The sequence below is a fragment of the Streptosporangium sp. NPDC002607 genome, assembly GCF_053592655.1.
The window spans coordinates 84,783-105,485 of the sequence record NZ_JBSFWD010000028.1; the positions used below are offsets into that span (position 1 = coordinate 84,783).

12 protein-coding genes are annotated in these 20,703 nt (G+C 72.2%); 7 read left to right on the plus strand and 5 right to left on the minus strand.

What is annotated here, in order from left to right; translation table 11 throughout:
• Positions 1 to 124: 124 nt before the first annotated feature.
• From ACWD3H_RS28500 to ACWD3H_RS28510, 3 genes are all read left to right on the plus strand, one after another.
• Entirely contained in the window at positions 125 to 1,435 is a 1,311-nt protein-coding gene (locus ACWD3H_RS28500; protein WP_355557442.1) for an MFS transporter, read from the plus strand.
• Positions 1,436 to 1,484: 49 nt separating this feature from the next.
• Entirely contained in the window at positions 1,485 to 2,702 is a 1,218-nt protein-coding gene (locus ACWD3H_RS28505; RefSeq protein WP_451957154.1) for a glycosyltransferase, read from the plus strand.
• 171 nt (positions 2,703 to 2,873) lie between these two features.
• Entirely contained in the window at positions 2,874 to 3,266 is a 393-nt protein-coding gene (locus ACWD3H_RS28510; protein WP_451957155.1) for a response regulator transcription factor, read from the plus strand.
• 122 nt (positions 3,267 to 3,388) lie between these two features.
• Here the strand turns inward: ACWD3H_RS28510 and ACWD3H_RS28515 are convergent, their stop codons facing one another.
• Positions 3,389 to 4,054 (minus strand): response regulator, encoded by a 666-nt coding sequence (locus ACWD3H_RS28515; protein WP_451957156.1) that lies wholly within the window; start codon positions 4,052 to 4,054, stop codon positions 3,389 to 3,391.
• A 167-nt stretch (positions 4,055 to 4,221) separates the two neighbouring features.
• Between ACWD3H_RS28515 and ACWD3H_RS28520 the strand changes: the two genes are divergently transcribed.
• A complete protein-coding gene (locus tag ACWD3H_RS28520; RefSeq protein ID WP_451957157.1) occupies positions 4,222 to 6,069 on the plus strand; it encodes a sensor histidine kinase in 1,848 nt (615 codons plus the stop codon).
• 196 nt (positions 6,070 to 6,265) lie between these two features.
• On the opposite strand, the gene ACWD3H_RS28525 is transcribed toward ACWD3H_RS28520, so the two are convergent.
• On the minus strand, positions 6,266 to 7,090 hold the full coding sequence (locus tag ACWD3H_RS28525; RefSeq protein ID WP_451957158.1) for a sensor histidine kinase: 825 nt from the start codon (positions 7,088 to 7,090) through the stop codon (positions 6,266 to 6,268).
• 360 nt (positions 7,091 to 7,450) lie between these two features.
• Between ACWD3H_RS28525 and ACWD3H_RS28530 the strand changes: the two genes are divergently transcribed.
• Entirely contained in the window at positions 7,451 to 8,761 is a 1,311-nt protein-coding gene (locus ACWD3H_RS28530) for a hypothetical protein (protein ID WP_451957159.1), read from the plus strand.
• 152 nt (positions 8,762 to 8,913) lie between these two features.
• Here ACWD3H_RS28530 and ACWD3H_RS28535 read toward each other — a convergent pair whose 3' ends face one another.
• Both ACWD3H_RS28535 and ACWD3H_RS28540 read right to left on the minus strand, forming a co-directional pair.
• Positions 8,914 to 10,590, minus strand: coding sequence for a tRNA ligase subunit PheS family protein (locus tag ACWD3H_RS28535; protein ID WP_451957160.1), 1,677 nt, complete (start codon positions 10,588 to 10,590; stop codon positions 8,914 to 8,916).
• Between the two features lie 432 nt (positions 10,591 to 11,022).
• Positions 11,023 to 12,303, minus strand: coding sequence for an alpha/beta hydrolase-fold protein (locus ACWD3H_RS28540; RefSeq protein ID WP_451957161.1), 1,281 nt, complete (start codon positions 12,301 to 12,303; stop codon positions 11,023 to 11,025).
• Between the two features lie 253 nt (positions 12,304 to 12,556).
• On the opposite strand from ACWD3H_RS28540, the gene ACWD3H_RS28545 reads away from it, so the two are divergent.
• Both ACWD3H_RS28545 and ccrA read left to right on the plus strand, forming a co-directional pair.
• On the plus strand, positions 12,557 to 18,901 hold the full coding sequence (locus ACWD3H_RS28545) for an SDR family NAD(P)-dependent oxidoreductase (RefSeq protein WP_451957162.1): 6,345 nt from the start codon (positions 12,557 to 12,559) through the stop codon (positions 18,899 to 18,901).
• Positions 18,898 to 20,211, plus strand: coding sequence for a crotonyl-CoA carboxylase/reductase (gene ccrA / locus ACWD3H_RS28550; protein ID WP_355566561.1), 1,314 nt, complete (start codon positions 18,898 to 18,900; stop codon positions 20,209 to 20,211). Before ACWD3H_RS28545 ends, ccrA begins: the two co-directional genes overlap by 4 nt.
• On the opposite strand, the gene ACWD3H_RS28555 is transcribed toward ccrA, so the two are convergent.
• Entirely contained in the window at positions 20,189 to 20,635 is a 447-nt protein-coding gene (locus ACWD3H_RS28555) for a DUF6223 family protein (protein ID WP_451957163.1), read from the minus strand. The genes ccrA and ACWD3H_RS28555 overlap by 23 nt on opposite strands.
• Positions 20,636 to 20,703: the final 68 nt, after the last annotated feature.

Consider the following 20,703-nt stretch of genomic DNA (forward strand, 5'->3'; position numbering starts at 1 on the left):
TCGGGCCGTACCGGGCGCGCGGCCCAGGCCGGACGCACAGGTCGTACCGGCTCCGTCCGCCGCGTCGCCGTCAGGGGCGCCGTCAGGGGCGCCGGCGGGAGCGCCGGCAGCGCGGCGAGGGCTGTTGCTGCTGGTCATCGGGCTGGCTGGATTCGTGACGACCCTGGACAACACCGTCGTGACGGTCGCGCTGCCCACCCTGCAGGCGGAGCTGGGCGCGTCGCTGGCGGCGCTCGAATGGGTCGTCACCGGCTACGTCCTCACCTTCTCGGGCTTCATGCTCGCCGGTGGCAGGCTGGCCGACGTCTACGGCCGTCGCAGGGTGCTCGTCGCGGGACTGGCCGTCTTCACGGCGGCGTCCCTCGCGGCGGGGCTGGCCACCTCGGTGGGCGCGCTCGTCGCCGCCAGGCTGGTGCAGGGTTCCGGGTCGGCCCTGATCCTGCCCGCGATGCTGGCGATCGTCGCGGTCGGCAACGACGAGCGGCAGCGGTCCGCCGGGGTCGCCGTCTGGATGGCGTCAGGGGCGGGCGCGCTCGCCCTGGGGCCGGTCGTCGGCGGCTATCTCACCCAGCACTTCCACTGGAGCTGGATCTTCCTGCTCAATGTCCCGCTCGGCGTCCTCATCATCGCGCTCGCGACCGTCGCGATCCCGGAGTCGCGCGACGAGCGGGCCGCCCGGGTGGACGTCCCAGGGGTCGCGTCGTCGGTGGTCGTCCTGTCGGCGGGTACCTTCGCCCTGACCTTCGGGGCCGAGCTGGGCTGGACCTCGCCGCCGATCCTGGTCGCGGTGCTGTTCGCGGTGGCCGCCGCCCTGGTCTTCGCCGTCGCCGAGAGGCTCGGCGAGGACCCGATGGTGGACCTCGCGCTGTTCCGGTCGCGAACCTTCACCGGCGGGGTGATCGCCCAGGTGCTCTGGGGACTCGGGGTCAACGGGGTCTTCTTCTTCACCGCGCTGTTTTTGCAGGGCGTGCTCGGTTTCAGCCCCACCGCGTCCGGGCTGGCGTTCGTGCCGCTGGCGCTGCTGGTCGTCGTGGTCACGCCGCTGGTGCCGTTCGCGGAACGCCGGATCGGCGCCGCGCGCACCGTGGCGCTGGGGCTCGTCCTCGTCGCCGCGGGCATGGCCGCCGTCGCGTTCCTGCGCCCGGGGGACGGCTGGGCCGAACTGCTGCCATCGGTATGCGTGATCGGGATCGGCTCGGCGCTGACCATGCCGCTGGGGTCGGCGGTGCTGGGTGCCGTACCCGAGTCCAGGGCAGGGGTGGCCGGGGGTGTGTTCAGCGTGGCCCGGGAGATGTCGGGGCTGTTCGGCATCGCGATCATCGGAGTGATCGTCAACGGTTCCGCGAGCTTCACGGCCGGCTACTCGACGGGCCTGCTGGTGGCCGCGGGGCTGGTCGTCACGGGGGCGGCCATCAGCCTGGTGACGCTCCGATGAGCCGCCGGACCGGTGAGTTCCGGCGGGCAGTCGGTTCTGGGAGGCTCCGGTGAGGATCGCGGTCCTGGCGTTCGGCTCGCGGGGTGACACCCAGCCGTGCGTCGCGCTCGGCGCCGGGCTCGCCCGGCGGGGGCACCAGGTCATGATCGTGGCGGCGGGCCGCTACGGCGGGCTGGTCGAGGAGGCGGGGCTGGAGTTCAGCTCGATCAGCGTGGACCCGCTGAAGATCATGGAGTCCGAGGAGGGGCAGGCGTGGCTGCGGAGTGGCCCCGCCGGGTTCGCCAGGGGGTTTCGCATGATCGTGGAACCGCTCGCCGAGCGCCTGGTCGCCGAGGTGGACGCGGCCTGCGCCGGAGCCGACCTCGTCCTGTCGCCCGCGCTGGGCGGTTTCGGGCACCATCTCTCCGAGCGGTACGGCATGCCGTACGCGCTGCTGCACTTCCAGCCCAGCGAGCCCACCCGGGCCTTCCCCAACCCGCTGGTGCCGTTGCGCACGCTCGGCGGAGCCGGTAACCGGGCCAGCTACGCGCTGGTCGAGGGGTTGAGCTGGCTGCTGCTCGGCCGCATGGTGAACCGGCTGCGGGGCCGGGTGCTCAAGCTCGGGCCCATGCGGGGCAGCCCGTTCCGGCGGGCACGGGCCGATCGGGTGCCGGTGCTGTGCGGGGTCAGTCCCTGGATCGTCGGCCGCCCGCGGGACTGGCCGGACTACGTGCACCTGACCGGTTTCTGGTCGCTTGAGCGCGCGCTGCCTCCCCGCTCCGAGATCGTCGCGTTCCTCGACGCGGGGCCGCCGCCGGTCTTCGTGGGCTTCGGCAGCATGGTTCCGGCCAACCCGGTCGCGACGGCGGAGACGGTGGTGGCGGCGCTGCGCAGGGCCGGGGTGCGGGGGGTCCTTCAGGGCATGCCGTACGAGGGCGCCGACGACATGCTCGTCATCGGCGATATCGATCACGAGTGGCTCTTCCCGCGAATGGCCGCGGTGGTGCACCACGGCGGCGCCGGGACCACGGGGGCGGGCCTGCGGGCCGGGATACCGGGGGTGATCTGTCCCTTCTTCTCCGACCAGCCGTTCTGGGGAGCACGGGTGGCGTCGCTGGGGGCCGGGCCCGCGCCGCTGCCGATCGGAAGGGCCACCGTGGGAGCGCTGGCCGCACGGGTGGTACATGCCGTACGGGATCCGGGAACGCGGGCGGTGGCGGCGCGGCTGGGGGAGCGGCTGCGGGCCGAGGACGGGGTGGGACGCGCGTGCGAGGCGCTCGGAGCCTGACCCGAAGGCTCAGGCCGCCGGGCCGGGGATTCGGTGGTGCTCAGGCCGTTTGGGGCCTGACGGCGTGGTGTTCGCGGTGGCCTGCCGGAGGGGCTCCACTCATGCCAGCGACCTCCCGGGTTTCCCGCTAGCTGCAATGTGCCGACGCCGCTCCCCTGAGATCCTCGAGGTGTGGCCATAAGTTGTCTAATCGTCGATGATAGCGATCACTTCCGCTGTGCCGCCCGGGCGTTGCTTGAGCGGGAGGGGATCGCCGTGGTCGGCATGGCCTCCGCGGGCGAAGAGGCCCTTCGGCAGATCAGCGATTGCAGGCCGGACGTCGCGCTCGTCGACATCGATCTCGGTGAGGAGAGCGGTTTCGACGTCGCTCGGCGGCTCGCGCGGGTGCGCCCCGATAGCCACCCGCACATCATCATGATCTCGACCCACGCCGAGAGGGACTTCGTGGACATGATCGTGGCCGGTCCCGCTGTCGCGTTCCTGTCGAAGTCAGCCCTTTCCGGGGCGGCGATCCGCGACATTCTCCGGGAAGCCTGTGAGGAGGGGAAGCTGGGCTCCAGCTGACCCGGGGCGTGTTCCGCGGGTCTCCCACCGGATCGGCCCGCGACGCCAAGCCGCCTCATCGGTACCACCGGCCCCACTGGTCCTTCACGGCACGTCGGCCGTCCCCCGGGCGGTGCCCCCTGTCAGCGGGATTCGAGGAAGGCCAGCACGGCGAGGACACGGCGGTGGTCGTCCCCCGACCCCGGTATCCGCATCCTGGACAGGATGCTGTGCACGTGCTTCTCGACCGTGCCCTCGGTGATCCAGAGCTTGCTCGCTATGCCGGCATTGGAGCGTCCCTCGGCCATCAGGGCGAGGACCTCCTGCTCGCGCGTGGTGAGAAGTTCCAGCGGATCGTCCTTGCGGTGGGCCTTGATGAGTTCCCGCACCAGGCTCGGATCGACGATCGAGCCGCCCAGGGCGATGTGCTCAAGCGTCTCCATGAAGTCGCTCACCCCGGTCACCCGGCTCTTGAGCAGGTAGCCGACCCGGTGCCCGGTGGCGAGCAGCTCCATCGCCTCCTCCACCTCGATGTGCGCCGACAGCAGGAGGATCCCCATGTCCGGGAACTCCTCACGGATCACCCGGGCCGCGTCCAGCCCCTCGTTCGTATGGGTCGGGGGCATCCGGATGTCGAGGACGACGAGATCCGGCCGGTGCTCACGGACCAGAGGGAGGATCTCCGCCGCGTCTCCGGCCTGGCCGACGACCTCGAAGCCCGACCGGGTCAGCAGGCTCGACATCCCCTCGCGGAAAAGCACGTCGTCGTCCGCCACTGCTATGCGTATCCGGTTCTCGTGCACGATCATCGCCCTTTCGCGGTGTCTTTCCCGCCGGACCCATCATTAAAAGAATGGCCACTTCAGGGTTAAGTAATTCCCAATACTCTGGACAGTCGGCCGTAAGTCCGTCGGGCTGGGTACGGTCAGGGACGAAGTGTGAAATATCTAGTTGACATGCGAGTATCTTAGTATCCATGCGCGAGCGGCTGCCGTCGTCATTGACGCACACAGAGCGTCAATCTTTCGTGCTGGGGATCATATGCGGCGCCGTGTGCATCGCGGCGGAAGTTCTGCTGTCCCTTTTTCTGGACCGTTTGACGCCGGGCGGTTTCCTGGGCGGGATCTACCTGCTCGGCGTTCTGCTGATCTCGGTCCTCTGGGGCCTGTGGCCGGGACTGGTGGTGCTGCTGGCCAGCGCCTTCGCCTTCGACTACTTCGACCTTCCCCCGATGGGGATCGGCCTCGCCACGGAGCACTGGCTCTGGACCCCGCTTCCGATCTTCCTTCTCGTCGGGACGGTGACCTGTTTGATCGCGGCACGGGTGCGCTCACTGGGCATCCAGACGAGCGAACGTCGCCGTGAGGCGGACCTCAACGTGCAACTGGCCCACATCCTGCTGCGTACCGAGAACCTGAGCGCGGCGCTGCCGCTGGCCTCGCGCCTCCTGGCACGGGGTCTGAGGGCACCGAACCTGGAGATCCGGCTTGACGAGGTCTCCGCCGGCGAGCACGGCGAGGCTCTGCCGCTCATGGAGGACGGCAGCCGGATCGGCACGCTCGTCATTCCCGCCGGCGTGCCGGAGGACGTGCGGATACGCCTGCGCGACCGGATGCTGCCCTCCTTGGAGGCACTGTTGCGGGCGGCTCGCGATCGCGAGAGCGTCGGGGCGGTCCTGGCGTCCAGCCGTGACGAGCTCCGCAGGATCGCGCAGGAGCAGGCGACGTTGCGGCGTGTCGCGACCCTCGTGGCGCGGGGCATCTCCTCGACGGAGCTGTTCAACGCGGTCGCCTGCGAGATGGGCTCCCTCATGAAGGCGGACCACGTGTCGATCAGCCGCTACAACCACGACCACACGACGGTGGCGGGCTCGTGGAGCCTCCGGGGGGACGTGACGGAGGTGATGCCTCTCGGCTCGCAGTGGCCGATCAACGAGACGCTCGTCTCCGGCATGGTGCTGAGGACGGGAAGGCCGGCCCGGATAGCGAACTATGAGGAGGCCTCGGGAACGATCGTGAAGTGGGCCCGTGACATGGGCGTCACCTCCGCGCTCGGCTCTCCCGTGATCGTCGACGGCTCGCTGTGGGGCGTGGTGCTCGCCTTCTACAACCGCTGGGAGCCAAGGCTCGAAGGCGCCGAGGGGCGGATGAGGGACTTCACCGAGCTGATCGCGACCGCCATCTCGAACGCGCAGGCCCGTGCCGATCTCGCCGCCTCCCGTGCGCGCCTCGTCGCCGCGGCCGACGAGACCCGCCGGCGTATCGAGCGCGACCTGCACGACGGTGCCCAGCAGCGGCTGGTCTCGCTCGGGCTCGAACTGCGCGCGGTGGAGGCCGGGGTGCCGCCGGGGATGACCGAGCTCAGGGAGCAGCTGTCTCAGGCGGTCCAGGGGTTGACCGGGATCGTGGAGGATCTGCAGGAGCTCTCCAGGGGCATCCACCCGGCGATCCTCTCGAAGGGCGGTCTGGCACCCGCGCTGAAGACGCTCGCACGCCGCTCCGCCGTTCCGGTGGAACTCCAGCTGGGCTCCGTCTCGCGCCTGCCGGAACGTGTCGAGGTGGCTCTCTACTACACGGCGGCGGAGGCGCTGACCAACGTGGTGAAACACGCGCACGCCTCCGTGGTGCGCGTCACCCTCGGCGTGACCGGGGCGACGGTCCGGCTCTCGGTCAGCGACGACGGGACCGGGGGAGCCGAGTACGGCGGGGGGTCGGGGCTCATCGGGCTCAGGGACCGCGTCGAGGCGCTCGGCGGAAAGCTGACGATCACGAGTTCCGCGGAGGAGGGTACGTCGCTTCTGGTGATGGTGCCGATCGAGAACTGACGGCCGCGGCCGGCTCGCCGGGGTGAGCGGGGGATCTGCCCCACCGGCCGCCGGCCGGTGGGGCAGGCTCGCCCGGGAGGCCCTGGGCGAGCGGGCCGGAGAGGGAACTCGGTCGCCGGTCCGGGGGAGCTTGGACGGGCGGCCGTCCGGTCAGGGGGCGGGGGCTTGGTGGATCCCGTGGTCATCCGGACAGGTGTCAGGAGGCGGTCTCTTCATGGTCGTCCAGCCGTGCGGCGGTGGCGAGCGGAAGGCGGAGGACGAACCGTGCGCCGCCCAGGGGAGAGCCGTCCACCTTGATGGTTCCCAGGTGGGCTTCGGCGATGTCGCGGGCGATCGTGAGGCCGAGCCCGGTGCCTCCCCGGTTGCGGCAGCGGGCCGTGTCCAGCCGGGTGAACCGCTCGAAGACCCGTTCCCTGTCGGCGTCGGCGATGCCCTCCCCGTCGTCGGTGACGGTCAGCTCGCCGTATTCACCGTCCCTGCGCACCTCGACCAGCACCGTGCGCCTGGCATGGCGCTGCGCGTTGTCCAGGAGGTTGGAGAGGAGCCGGTCGATCTCCGCGTCGACGACGTTCGCCCTGACATCGGGGGCGAGCCGAAGTCGTACGGGGATGTCGTCCTCGCGCCGCGAGACCGTGGCGCGGGCCAGCTCGCCCAGGTCCGTGCTGACGAACGCGTCCGGCGGGTTCGTGCCGACCTTCGCCAGCATCAGCAGGTCGCTGACGATCTTCTGAAGCCGGCCGACGTTTCCCAGCGCGTCTGCCAGCAGCTCGCTCAGGTCCGTCTCCTCGGGATGCAGCCGGGCCTCTTCCAGGAGAGCCCTGAGCCCGGCGATCGGGGTGAACAGCTCGTGCGAGGCGTCGGACACGAATCGCCGCTGCTGGACCAGAGACCGGTCGATCCGGTTCCTGGCGCTCTCCATCCGCTTCAGCAGGTCGCTGGTCGCCAGGGCGAGACAAATGATCTCGTCCGACCCTGGGAGCCCGTGGAACCGGCTGCTCAGATCGTTGACGTGCGGCGACATTGAGGTCCGTTTCGGTCTGCACCAATCGGCGCGTTCTTCAAGGAGGGCGGTGGAGTCTCGTCATCGGCTCGACACCGCGGCGGAGGTTCCCCGTCTCCCCGGGCGGTTGCCCTCACCACCATGATGTTGTCCCCGCCGCCCGTCGTCTGCGCGGGCAGCCCCCGTTTGTCGCTTCACGCCAGCGGGATACCGGCATTCCGGCTACCTGCAATGCCCCGGGCTCCTGCCCGCGTGGGACGCCGGATCAGCCGGAAGGTATCAAAGTCCTGTGGGTCCTTGACTGGGGCTGTTGAGCCCATTGCGATCTGGGTAAAGTGTGGATCGATCGTTTTGACCAGCTTTACCCGGGGAGTTCAGGACATGCGACTTACTCTGCGCCGGGCCCTCGCCGTCGGCGCCGCGCTCGCGCTCGTCGGGATCATGACGCCCGGGGCCGCGTACTCGCAGGACGATCCCCGCAGCTGCAACGATCTGATGGGGGCCGACGCCCCGGCCTACGTCGTGTGTCACTGGCTGGCCAAGCCGGAAGAGGCCCTCGGCGTCGCGCTCTTCTGGGGCAGCGACGACGCGGCCCACCTCAAGGAGGCCGGCCCGGTCGACGGCAAGTTCATCGACTGCTCGGCCGGCGCCTGCCCCGAGCCGCCCGGCGGCGGCGCCGAGGGCGACGAGAACTCCCCCCTCCCCGAGGGGGCGGGAGAGGACGGCGCGCCCGAGTGCGAGGCGGGCCAGCAGTGCTCGATCGACGGGCACGATGAGGGCGGCGACGGCACCGTCAACGGATCCGAACTGACCGGTGCCGCCAAGCCGACCTCCACGAGCACCCAGGATCCCGCCGTCGCGGCGGCCACGCGGACTCCGGCCGGCCAGGCGATCACCGCGGCGAAGGCCCAGCAGCTGCGGGTCTGGATCGACACCGAACTGGCCGACGACTGGAAGGCGGGCACCGAGACCTTCACCGCCGCCGTCAAGCGCATCGGCGCGCTTGCCGCGCGTCCGGAGGTCGCGGGCATCCGGTTCACCTCCCAGCTGGGCTACAACAGCACGTTCAAGACGGACGCGGAGATCACCGCGTTCGTCACCGCGGCCTCCGACGCCCTCCGCCAGGCCGCGCCCGGCAAGCGGCTGGGCGTGCACACCGTGGTCCCCGAGCTCGCCTGCGGCGCCAACGACACCTGCAAGGCGGAGATGCGCAAGCGGTACCCGCTGCTCGCCCCCGAGAAGATCGAGTCCCCGCTGATCGCGGGCCGCGTCGACCAGCTCTCCCTGGACACCGGCCTGCTGTACGGCGGCTACGACACCTGGAAGATCGACGCCGAGCAGGCCCACCGCAACCAGTGGATCCAGGTCCGTGCCCGGTCGTGGGACGTCCTGACCCAGATCGCCGCGGAGGAGACCGGTCTCGTCGGCCAGGTGACCGATGAGCAGATCGCCTCCCGGCTGTCGGTGCCCGTCAAGGACGGCGCCGCCCAGCAGGTGAACGTCTGGACCCGCGTCCAGGACGCCCAGGGCGCGGTGAACCGGCTGACCGCCTGGGACCAGCTGAAGAAGCTCACCCCGATCCAGCGTCGCCTGGCCGCCGTCTACGACCCGGCCAACCCCGAGGTGGACGTGACCACCGACCTCAAGAAGCTCGCCGAGGCCTTCGGCCAGATCTATCTCGCGGCCGTCTGACGCACTCCCGCGATCTCCCGGTGAAGCGGCTCAGGCCGGTTTCACCGGGACCGTGAACCGGCAGACCCGGCCGGCGGGCGGGGCGAGCGGTGGAGTCCCCGGCCTCCTGGCTTTCCGGGTGCCGACGGCCACCGGGCCGGGCGGGGAGGACGTCACGCGGCTCCGTGATCGGTGAGATGTTCCAGCGCGGTGAGGTCGATCTCCATGACGCTCGTCCCCGGTGGCAGGCCCAGGGCCTGGACCGTGGCGGTGTGCAACTCGCCGGCGTGGCCGAGCACCGCCTCGCCGACGAGCAGCTCCAGGCAGCGTCCAGGGCGCCAGGGCGCGTACTCGGTGGGGCGCGTGATCAGGCCGGCCCCCATGACGTGCGCGGCCGTCCGCGCGGTGTCGACGGCGCGGGCCCACGACGACTCGCCGGTCAGAGCGATGGCGAGATGGCTGGGCTGGGCGGGGACGGTGGCGTTCAGCGCGTCGAGCCGGCTCGCGGTGGGGCGGTGGTCCGCCAGGGGCGAGAGGGTGGGGACGGCGCCCGTGCGGGGTGCGAAGACCACTCCCTGCTCGAAGAGCGCCGGGTAGTGATTTCCCAGGGCGAGGTTGAGCCCCAGCGCGGCCAGCAGCCCGGGGAGGAGCGTGGTGCGCAGCGACGGCTCGCGCGGGCTGATCGGGTTCGTGAGCGTCAGCGTGGCGCGGCGCGGGTCGTCGGGCGCCAGGCCGAAGGCGTCCCATGCGGCGTCGCAGACGAAGGGGAAGCGCGGCGTCTCGACGTACCCCGCCCCCGCCAGCGCGTGCCCGATCCGCCGTCGCAGGCTCTGCGAGCGGGTGAGCCCTCCGCCGGCCTCCCGTCCCCGCGGGCCTCTCCTGCCGGGGCCGCCTCGGGTCAACGGGATGATCTCCAGATCGGGTACGGCCCGTGCGGCCGGTACGGCGCGTGTGGTGGCCGTGGTCCGGGGGCGGGGAGTGGGCCTGGGCCTGCCGCCGGGGGCGAACTCGTCCATCCCGAGCGGGAAGCGGATGTCGCCGCCGACGATGTCGCTGATGTCCTTCAGGCCGTGCCGGAGCATCAGGGTGCGCTCGACGCCCACGCCGAAGGCGAACGCGCCGTACCTGTGCGGATCGACGCCGCAGGTGGTCAGCACCAGGGGGCGGACCGTGCCGCACCAGCCCCACTCGATCCATCCCCCGCCGCCGCACGTCCCGCACGGGCCCGCGGAGGCGTCCTCGGAGGCGTCCTCGGAGGCGTCCTCGGAGACGTCCTCCCGGACGCCGTGGCAGACCGCGCACTCCACGTACACCTTCGCCGACGGGTCGGTGTAGGCGGCCCGGTGGGTGCGGAGCCGGGTCACCGTGCCCCTGCCGAACACGGCGGCGGCGAAGTGGTCGAGGGTCTTCTTCAGGTCCACCATGGTGAGCCCCAGGTCGACGGCGAGGCCCTCGACCTGGTTGAACACCGGGCTGTGGATGGTGTCGGCCGCGTCGGGACGGAAGGCGCGGCCCGCGCAGACCAGGCGGAGCGGCGGGGTCCTGCCGAGCATCGCCCGTACCTGCGCCGGTGAGGTGCGGGTACGCAGCACGAGGCCCGACCTCCCGCCGGGCTCCGCGGGGTCTTCGAGGTGGAAGGCCCGGTCGGGGGTGCGGCCGGGGTGGTCGTCGTCCATGTTGAGCGCGTCAAAGGCGAACCACTCGGCCTCGACCTCGGGTCCCTCGACGATGCGGTAACCAAGATCGAGAAAGACGTCGGTCATCTGCTCGGTCATGACGGTCACCGGATGCCGGGCCCCGCGCGAGTCGTGCGGCGCGCTCCCGGCACGTCCGCTGGATGCGCTCCTCATTGACTGTGCTGCCTCTTCCTGTGTGAGCGCGCTTCCCCGAGACGGTCAGGCGAGAGCCGCGGGTCACCCTTCGCGGGGATACGACGGCACGCGACCGGACGACCTCGCACGTGAGACCGGAGGTCGCCTTCGGGAAGGGGATCCGCGTCCGACGTCCGTTACGGAACGCCGGGGTTCACGCGCGACCTCGAACGTTCGCCACGCTGGGTGTTGAAACAACTACTCAAAGTTATTATCTGGTCAACGGTGAGTCAACACGCCACCGGGTCGGCGATGAGGGTTCGAGAGGACGGCCGTTCCGTCAGGGGCAGGTCATCGGCGCGTGTCCGCTTCTTTGGGAAGCGGATTCCCCGGGCCCGCCGAACGCCGCCGGGTGATGTCGACGGCAGTGGATCGTCGGGCCGGGACCGGCGACCGCCGCGCATCCGGCTCTCACATTCCGCCGAGCAGGTTCCAGACGTTCTCCTGCTCCCGGGGTGCGGAGGCGTCGTCCTGGGCGGCCTTCAGGCCCAGGGCGGACAGGATCATCGGGAAGGACCTGCGGAACTCGCGCTCCCAGTAGGGCCAGCTGTGGGTGCCGTCCCGGTACAGGTGCACCACGGGCTTGATGCCGTGGAAGCGGAGCTTGGCGATCAGGTCCCTGGCCGTGTAGGCGGAGATCGGCTCGCCGAGATGGGCCGGGCTCCAGGGGACTCCCGGCGGGTCGAGTTCGCCCAGCCTGCTGGTCGTGCCGCTGGAGATGTAGATGCTCACGCCGCGCAGGTTCCTGGCGTGGGCCGCGGGGTCGTTGGCCCTCCAGACGTTCCGGTTCCTGAGCGGATCGCCCCACAGCGCCTGCGGATCCTGTCCCTCGGAGGCCTGTGCGTTCATGATGAGCTCGGGGATGCCCGGCAGGCGGGTGGACATGACGCCGCTGTAGGCGCCCACGAAGCGGAACATCCCCCGGTGCAGCGCGGCGTACTTCATCGCGCCGTACGCGCCCATGGAGAGCCCCGCGACGGCGCGGCGGCTCCCCGCGCGGTAGCCGGTCTCCAGCAGGCGGCGCACCTCGGACGTGTGGAAGGTCTCCCAACCGGGTGCGCCTCCCTTGCCCTTGTTGTACCAGTTCGAGTAGTTACCCGCCCGGCCCGCCTCGGGCATCACGATGATCGCGTCCAGGTCCTCGGTCATGCTCGCGATGTCGGTCATCCGGGTCCACGAGGTGTAGTCGTCGGCGCCGCCGTGCAGCAGGTACAGGACCGGCCAGGTGCGGCGCGCGCCCTTCGACCAGCCCTGGGGCACCAGCACGCGGACCGGCAGGGTCGCGTTGACCGCGGGCGACGAGATCTGGAGGTCGAGCATGCGCGGGCCGAGCCAGGTCTCCTTGACCACGCGCGCGGCGCCCGGCCTGGCGGCAGGCCAGGGCCCCCATGGGCTCCTGCCTCCCTTGCCGGCGGAGGGGCTCGGGCTCGGCTGTGGTTTCACCGCCGGTTTCACCGCCGAGGCGGTCCTGCCCGCCGATCTCGTGATCAGGGCGTTGCTCTCCGCGGGCTTCTCCTTCCGGGCGGTCCCTCCCGCCGGGTTCACCTCCGGAGCGGTCCGGGCCGCCGCGCCTGCCTCGCCGCTCCTGTCACCGAGTGCCGACGCCCAGGCCGGGTCGGCGTGCGCGGTCGAGGGGAGTCCGACGACAAGCGCGGTCGCCAGCGCCAGAAGTCCGCGTCGAGCAGGTCGCATGGTCGTTCCTCCGCCCGGCCTGGAGACAGTGGCCGTGGCAGGCGACCCTAGGCGGGGTGATCGCCTCTCAGCTATGAGCGTTCGCAACGAAATGACGCGGTCACTTGCGCTTTAACCACAAATCTCATCAGATATCGCGCATTATCACGTTCGTTATAAAACGCCGAGATGGATTGTGGTCTGCCATGGCTCCCTTATCCCGATATGTCTGGGTAAGTTTGCCGACCACCTCGGGTGTTCTTGGAGCTGCCACGTGGACCTGTTCGGTGAAGACGAGATTCGCCGCTTCCTCACGGGGCGTATCGCGGCCCGTTGTCGCCTGTCCCTCGCGGACGTCGACCCCGACCGTCCCCTGGAGGAGTTCGGGCTCTCCTCCCGCGACGCCGTCGCGGTGGCGGGGGAGTTGGAGGTGCTCCTCGGCCGCGAGCTGGGACCCACGCTGGTCTGGGAGTATCCCACGATCAACCGCCTGGCCAGGGGGCTCGCACCCCGCGCGCGGACCGCCCCGGAGAAGGCCGGACCGGCCGTCTCCGACGAGCCGATCGCGGTGATCGGCGTCGGGTGCCGCCTCCCCGGCTCCGTACGCGGCCCCGGAGACTTCTGGCGGCTGCTCATGGCGGGCGGCGACGCCGTCGGCCAGGTGCCCGAGGGCCGGTGGGAGCCCTTCGACGACGGATCTCCCCGCACCGCCGAGGCTCTGGCCAGGACGACCAGGCACGGCGGCTTCCTGGAGGACATCGCCGGGTTCGACGCGGAGTTCTTCGGGATCGTCCCCGGCGAGGCCGAGACCATGGACCCGCAGCAGCGGCTGCTGCTGGAGACGGCCTGGGAGGCGCTGGAGCACGCGGGCGTCGCGCCCCGGTCGTTGCGCGGCAGCCGTACCGGCGCGTTCGTCGGCATATCCGGCAACGAGTACGCCCACCTGACCACGGCCGACACCGCGAGGGTGGACGCCTGGACGGCGACGGGCGCGGCGTTCAGCATCGCCGCCAACCGGCTCTCCTACCTGCTGGACCTGCGCGGGCCCAGCCTGGCGGTCGACACCGCGTGCTCGTCCTCGCTGGTCGCCACGCACCTCGCCGCAGGCAGCCTCAGGTCGGGGGAGAGCGACCTGGCCATCGCCGCCGGGGTCAACCTGCTGCTCTCACCCGTGATCACCATGGCGTTCGACCAGGGCGGCGGCACCGCGCCCGACGGGCGCTGCAAGAGTTTCGACGCCTCGGCGGACGGGATGGTCAGGGCCGAAGGCTGCGGAGTCGTCGTGCTCAAGAGGCTGTCCGACGCCCAGCGGGACGGCGACCGGGTCATGGCGGTGCTCCGCGCCACCGCGGTGAACCAGGACGGCCGGTCGAACGGGCTGGTCGCGCCCAACCCCGAGGCTCAGGAGGAGCTCCTGCGCGGCGTCTACTCGGGTCTGGGCAGTCCCGGCTACATCGAGGCGCACGGCACCGGCACCTTCCTGGGCGATCCGATCGAGGCCCGCGCCGTCGCCGCCGCCCTCTGCGAGGGCCGTACCGCGCCGCTGCTCCTCGGCTCCGCGAAGAGCAACCTCGGCCACCTGGAGGCCGCCGCCGGGATCACCGGCCTGATCAAGACGGTCCTCGCCCTCCACCACGGCGTGATCCCGCCCAGCGTCCACTTCCACCGGCCCAACCCGCACATTCCCTGGGAACATCTCCAGGTCGTCACCGCCCCAACCCCCTGGCCGGACGGGTACCCCCTGGCGGGTGTCTCCTCCTTCGGCTTCGGCGGCACCAACGCCCACGCCGTCCTGGAGCCCGCTCCGCAGTGGCGGGAACCGGAGCGCGAGGGGCCGGCAGCGAAGATCTTCCTGCTCACGGACGTGTCTCCCGAGCGGGTCAGGGATCATGCCGGGACGCTCGCGAACTGGGCCGACGCCGAACTCGCCGAGCCCGCCCAGCCCGATGCCGCCTCCCCGGACGCGTCCGCCGCCGGGAGCACCCCCGCCGCGGGGGCTCGGCGGCAGGTCTCGCTCGGCGATGTCGCGCACACCCTCGCCCGGCGGGCGGGGCGGGGCAGGGCAGGGGCCGCGGTCGTGGCCGCGAACCGGGAGGAACTGGTCGCCGGGCTGCGGGCCGTACGGGACGGGACGGGCGTCACCGGAGCGGCGCCGGCCGGGGGGCGCGGGCCGGTCTGGGTGTTCTCCGGCTACGGATCGCAGTGGGCGGGCATGGGAGCCCGCCTCTACGCGGAAGAGCCGATATTCGCCCGGACCATCGACGAGCTGGACCAGATGCTCGCCGAGGAGGCGGACATCCGGCTGCGCGAGATCATCGCCGAGGGGGCGGACGTGCCGGGGGTGGCCATCGCGCAGCCGGTGATCTTCGCGGTGCAGGTGGCGCTGGCCCGGCTCTGGACGGCGTACGGGACGCGGCCGGCGGCGGTCGTCGGGCACTCCATGGGGGAGGTCGCGGCCGCCGTGGTCGCGGGCGGGATCGGGCTGCGGGACGCGGTACGGGTGATCTGCCGCCGGGCCGCGCTGCTCGGCACCATCGGCGGTGGCGGGGCCATGGCGGTGCTTGAGGTGCCCGCCGAGGAGGTGCCCGGTGACCTGCACGTCGCGGTGTACTCCTCGCCCAGGCAGTGCGTCGTCACCGGCGACCCCGACCGGCTGGCCGCCTTCGCCGCCGAGGTCGAGGCCCGCGGCCTGCTCGCGCGGGTGCTGACCGCCGAGGGTGCCGGGCACTCGCCACAGGTCAAGCCGCTCCTGCCCAGGCTCCGCGAGGCCCTGGAGGGCATCGCGGGCGGCAAGCCGGAGCTCCCGTTCTACTCGACGGTCTTCGACGACCCCCGCGAGGTGCCGACCTTCGAGCCCGCCTACTGGGCGGCGGGGGTCCGCCGCCCGGTCCGCCTGCTCGACGCGATCAGGGCCGCCGCGGCGGACGGTCATACCCTCTTCACCGAGATCAGCCCGCACCCGGTCCTGGCCGGAGCGCTGCGCGAGAGCCTTCCTGCGGGAACGGTGATCACCCACTCCCTGCGCCGGGGCCACGACGAGGAGATCCGCGCCCAGCTCGCCGCGACCGTGGTCGCGATGCCCTCGCTGCTGCTGCCGTCCTCCTCCGGCACGCTCGCCGACGTTCCACCGTCACCCTGGCGGCACGAACGCCACTGGGTCTCCGCCGCCAGGTCGTCCGCGCTCCCGCCGGGCACCCATCCGCTGCTCGGGGTGCACGTCGAGAGCCCGGCGGGGCACGTGTGGACGACCAGGCTGGACGACCTGTCCGACGTCCCCTGGCGGCTGGAGCCCGCGGTGTGGCAGCCGCACGGCCTGCCGGTCATGCCGCTGGCCGCGGTCGCGGCCCTGGCCCAGGCGGCGGCCCTCGCCGTGTACGGTCAGGCCGAGCTGGCCGACGTCACCCTGAACGGCTTCCTGCCGCTGCCCGCCACGGTCACCACCACCCTCACCCCTTCGGGCGAGGTCGAGATCGACGCCAGGAACGCCGCCGGGGTCTGGGTCCGGTACGGCACCGCGAGGATCGTCGCGGACTCGCCCGTCGTCGCCGCCGTACCGAGCCCGGCCGAGCTGGCCGGACGGCTACGCGTGCCGGCGGGGACGCCGGTCGAGATCGAGGTGCTGGAGCCGGACGGCACCCCGGTCGGGCTGCTGGCCAGGGACGTCCCGGCCGGCGCGCTACCGGTGCCCCTGGCGGGCAAGCTGGTGCGGCGCCTCTGGGCCACCGAGGCGGGGACCGACGCCCGGCCCGCGGAGCGGGGACTCGACTCCCTCCGGGCCCGTGGCTGGCTCATCCTGGCCGGAGACGAGAACCCGCGGGCCGAGCGCCTGGCCACCGAGCTCGCCGCCGCCGGGCACGCCGCCCGCACGCTCACGATGCCCTGCCTCTCCACGCCTCCTGCCGCGGCCTCGTCCCTGGTGCCGGCCCAGCGACCCGCCCCGCACACCGCGACCCGCCCCGTACCATCGCCCCCGGCCGGACTACCGGCGAGTGACGAGGTCGTGCTGCTCGTCCCCGCGGGGCTGACCCCGGCGGGGAGCGAGGCGCTGCTCCTCGCGGTGACCGCGATCGTCCGCGAACTCGTGGGGCCGCGGGCCGGTGAGGGGCCCGGCGGCGGTGCCGGCACCCGCCTGAGGATCGTCACCGACCGGGCACAGGCCGTACTGGACGGGGAGCCGGGTGACCCGGGGGCCGCCGCGCTGCGCGGGCTGGTCCGGGTCCTGGCCTTCGAGCATCCGGAGCTGCGAGCCTGCCTGGTGGACGTCGACGACACGGAGTCGCTCCTGACGGAGCTGGCGGCCGACGAGCCGGACGACGAGGTCGCCTGGCGCTTCGGCATCCGGTACACCGCCCGTCTCGCCGCCGTACCCGACCTGGCGGGCGGCCCTGATCCCGGCGCCGGTGCCGGCGCGGCCCACGGGTCCGGCACGGTCGGGCGGCGCAGGGCGACGCCGGTGGTACGGCGCGGCGGGGGATACCTGATCACCGGAGGGTACGGCGGCCTGGGGCTGGTCGTGGCCCGCTGGCTGGCCGAGCGGGGCGCGGGGCGGATCGTGCTCGGCGGGCGGTCGGGGCCGTCCGCCGAGGGGGCCGCCGAGATCGAGCGGCTGCGCGAGCTGGGCGTCGACGTCCAGGTGGTGACCGGCGACCTGGCCGCGCCGGGGGTCGCCGTACGGCTGGTCAGGGCCGTGATCGACGGAGGGGTGTGGCTCCGTGGCGTGGTGCACGCGGCGGGCGTGCTGGACGACCGCCTCGTCGTCGACGTGGGCTCGCCGGACCTGCACCGGGTCTGGTCGGCCAAGGTCCACGGTGGCCTGGCACTGCACCAGGCGACCAGGCACGCGAGCCTGGACTGGTGGGTGGCGTTCTCCTCGGCGGCCGCGCTGCTCGGCTCGCCCGGACAGGCCGCCTACGCGGCGGCGAACGCCTGGCTGGACGCGCTCTGCGACCTGCGCAGGTCCGAGGGACTGCCGGGAACGACGATCAACTGGGGCACCTGGGCCGAGGTCGGCGGGGCGAGCCAGGCGGCGCCGCCCGCCGTCTCGCCCATCACCCCCGGCGAGGGAGTCGAGGCGCTGGAGGCGCTTCTCGCCGCCGAGGCGGACGCGGCGGGCGTGCTGCGGCTGGACGTGGCGACCGCCGTCGAGCTGTTCCCCGGCATCGCGCGCATGCCGTACTTCGCCGACCTGGCGGGCGCGGGGGCGAGCGCCGGAGGCTGGGCGGGTGCCGAGGCCCTGGCCGGCATGGAGCCGGACAGGGCCGTCGAGATCGTGGTCGACAAGATCAGGGAGCGGACGGCGGCGGTGCTGGGGTTCGACGTCGCCTGGCTCCAGGAGGACACGGTGCTCACCGAGGCGGGCCTCGACTCGCTGGCGGCCACCCGGCTGCGCGGCACGATCGAGCACGACTTCGGGGTGGTGGTGCCCGCCGCGCCGATGCTGCAGGGGGCGACCCTCGGGGACGTGGCCATGGCCGTCGCCGCGGAGCTCGGCCTGCGCGGCACGGCGGCCCCGGCCCGCCAGGTGGAGCCGAGGGACGCGGCGGAGCGGCAGGTCGTCGCCGCGCTCACCCGGATACTCGGGCGCGAGCCGGGGGTGACCGAGGAGATTCCCGAGGACGTCCTGCCGGTCCTGCTCGACGTCCTCGGCCGGGAGACGGGCCGTGCGCTCGCCGAGGGCGAGGGCGAGGGTGAACAGGCCGGTCTGCGGACCGGTGCCCAGCTGGCCGACCTAATACGGGGGATCGACGAGGAGGAGGCAGCCCGTGGCCTCGTCCGCCCGCTCACCCCCGCCGCCCACGCCTACCTGGCGGCCCGCCCTACGGAGGCGGGGGAGCGGGTGCCGCTCTTCCTGGGGCATCCGGCGGGTGGGACCACGGGGGTGTACTCGCTGCTGGCGGGGCTGCTCGGCGCCGAGCAGGTGGTGTTCGGGCTGGAGCGGCCGACGGACATGGGCGTGTTCGGCCCCGAGGCCGGGGTCGAGGAGCGGGCCGCCCGGTACGTGGAGGAGATCAGGAAGGTGTGTCCCTCCGGCCCCTACCGGCTGGGGGGTTGGTCGTTCGGTGGAATCCTGGCGTTCGAGATCGCGCGGCGGCTCGGGGCGGAGAACGTGGAACTGGTCGCGATGATCGACTCGGGTCTGCCCGACGAGGTCGAGGCGGCGGAGCGGGCGGAGATCGTCGCGCGGCGGTACACGGACTTCGTCGCCTATCTCGACGAGACCTACGGGGTGCGGGTCCGCCTCGCCGGCGAGGAGCTGGTGGCCCTGGACGAGGCCGGGCAGCTCGCGCTGGTGGAGGCGCGCGTCGCCGAGTCGGGGGTGCTGGACCTGCTTGGGAAGGCCATCCTGCGGCACCAGATCACCTCGCACGAGGACACCCGGGCGCTGGAGGCGTACCGGGCGGGGAGCTACCCGGGGCGGGTGCTGCTCTACCGCTCGACGGAACCGACCCCGTGGGCCGTGGAGGACGTCCGCTACGCCCATGCCGACGACCCCTCCCGGGGGTTCGGCCCGTTCAGCCCGGCACTGGAGATCGTCACGATCCCCGGTTCGCACCACCTCAACCTGCTCGATCCGCCGCACGTCGAAGTCATCGCCGCTCACCTTGGAGGCCAGGAATGACCCTCGCACAGGCCGTCGTCGACGGCGCCGATCCCGAAGAGCTCGCGCGGCTCGACGTTCCCACGACCTTCAGGGCCGCGCACACCCGCAAGGGTGAGGTGGGCATGTTCGGCCGGAGCAGGCACGGCGTGAACGGCGTCGACAAGGACATCACCAGATCCGTCCACGTGGGCGAGGTGCCCATGCCGGAGCTCGGCCCCAACGAGGTGCTGGTCGCCGTCATGGCGAGCGCGATCAACTTCAACACCGTGTGGACGGCCATGTTCGAGCCGATCCCCACCTTCGCCTTCCTGGAGCGGTTCGGGCGCGAGGACCCCCGGCACGACAAGGACTTCCACGTGCTCGGCTCGGACGCCTCCGGGGTGATCGTCCGGATGGGCGCCGCGGTACGGCACTGGAAGATCGGTGACCGGGTCGTCGTCTCGCCCGCCTACGTCGACGAGCAGGACCCGATCAGCCACTCCGACTCCATGCTCGGCTCCGACCTGCGGGCCTGGGGGTTCGAGACCAACTACGGCGGGCTGGCCGAGTTCGCGGTGGTCAAGTCCACCCAGCTGCTGGCCAAGCCCAGGCACCTGACCTGGGAGGAGGCCGCCTGCAACATGCTGTGCGCGTCCACCGCCTACCGCATGCTGGTCAGCGAGCGCGGATCCCGGATGAAGCAGGGCGACGTCGTGCTCATCTGGGGGGCGACCGGCGGGCTCGGCGCGTACGGCGTGCAGCTGGTGAGGAACGGCGGCGGTATCCCGGTGGGCGTCGTCAGCTCCGCGGAGAAGGCGGAGCTGCTCCGCAGGATGGGCTGCGAACACGTGGTGGACCGCTCGCAGTTCGAGCATCTCGACGATGAGAAGGCCTGGCGGAGGTTCGGCGCCGAGGTCCGCCGCCAGGTCGGCGAGGACCCGCACATCGTCTTCGAGCACACCGGTCAGGACACCTTCGGCGCCTCCGTCTACGTCGCGCGGCGCGGTGGCTCGGTCGTCACGTGCGGGTCGTCCAGCGGCTACGACCACGCTTACGACAACCGGCACCTGTGGATGAAGCTCAAGCGGATCGTCGGCTCCCACGGCGCGAACTACCAGGAGTGCCACGAGGTCAACCGGCTGCTCTCGCTGGGCCTGCTGCATCCCACCCTGTCGGCCGTCTACCCGCTCGCCGAGACCGGCGACGCCGCCCGTGCCGTGCAGCTCAACGAGCACGTCGGCAAGGTAGGCGTGCTCGCCCTGGCGCCCACCGAGGACCTCGGCGTCGAGGACCACGCGCTCAGGGAGCGCATCGGCGAGGACCGGCTCAGGCTGTTCCGGGGCCGGTAGGGGCGCCGGTGCGGTGGGAGCGGGCCAGAGCCAGCCCGCCGAGGACCACGGCGATCAGCCCGACCACCAGGGCCACGTAGCCCCCGACTATGCCGTAGCCGGTGCCGGGGCCACCGTCGGCGGCGGCCACCACCAGCCCGCCGACGACCGCGCCGGCCAGCCCCGCCACCAGGGCCACGATGGCCCCCCTTCGCCCGTTGCCGGTGCCGATACGACCGGCGGAGCGGGCCAGGGCCAGCCCGCCGACGACCACGCCGGCCAGCCCCAGCAGCGCGGCCACCAAGGACCAGAGACGCCCGGCGGTCAAGGTGTAAGCACCGGCGGGGTCCGGCTGGACCAAGACGTGTGCGGCCGCCGGTGCGGCAAGCTCGAAACCTTCGATCAGGGCGGCTCCGGCCACCGCAAGCACAGATCGGACTGACATGAGGTGCTCCTTCTCCTGCTGCGAGTGGACGTCGCCTGATCATGCCCGCCGGACCCACCGCCGGTCGT

Bases quoted from the DNA above. Each gene is read 5' to 3' on its own strand.
- ACWD3H_RS28515 (WP_451957156.1), bottom strand. From the start codon at position 4,054: ATGATCGTGCACGAGAACCGGATACGCATAGCAGTGGCGGACGACGAC.
- ACWD3H_RS28520 (WP_451957157.1), top strand. From the start codon at position 4,222: ATGCGCGAGCGGCTGCCGTCGTCATTGACGCACACAGAGCGTCAATCT.
- ACWD3H_RS28525 (WP_451957158.1), bottom strand. From the start codon at position 7,090: ATGTCGCCGCACGTCAACGATCTGAGCAGCCGGTTCCACGGGCTCCCA.
- ACWD3H_RS28530 (WP_451957159.1), top strand. From the start codon at position 7,451: ATGCGACTTACTCTGCGCCGGGCCCTCGCCGTCGGCGCCGCGCTCGCG.
- ACWD3H_RS28535 (WP_451957160.1), bottom strand. From the start codon at position 10,590: ATGAGGAGCGCATCCAGCGGACGTGCCGGGAGCGCGCCGCACGACTCG.
- ACWD3H_RS28540 (WP_451957161.1), bottom strand. From the start codon at position 12,303: ATGCGACCTGCTCGACGCGGACTTCTGGCGCTGGCGACCGCGCTTGTC.
- ccrA (WP_355566561.1), top strand. From the start codon at position 18,898: ATGACCCTCGCACAGGCCGTCGTCGACGGCGCCGATCCCGAAGAGCTC.
- ACWD3H_RS28555 (WP_451957163.1), bottom strand. From the start codon at position 20,635: ATGTCAGTCCGATCTGTGCTTGCGGTGGCCGGAGCCGCCCTGATCGAA.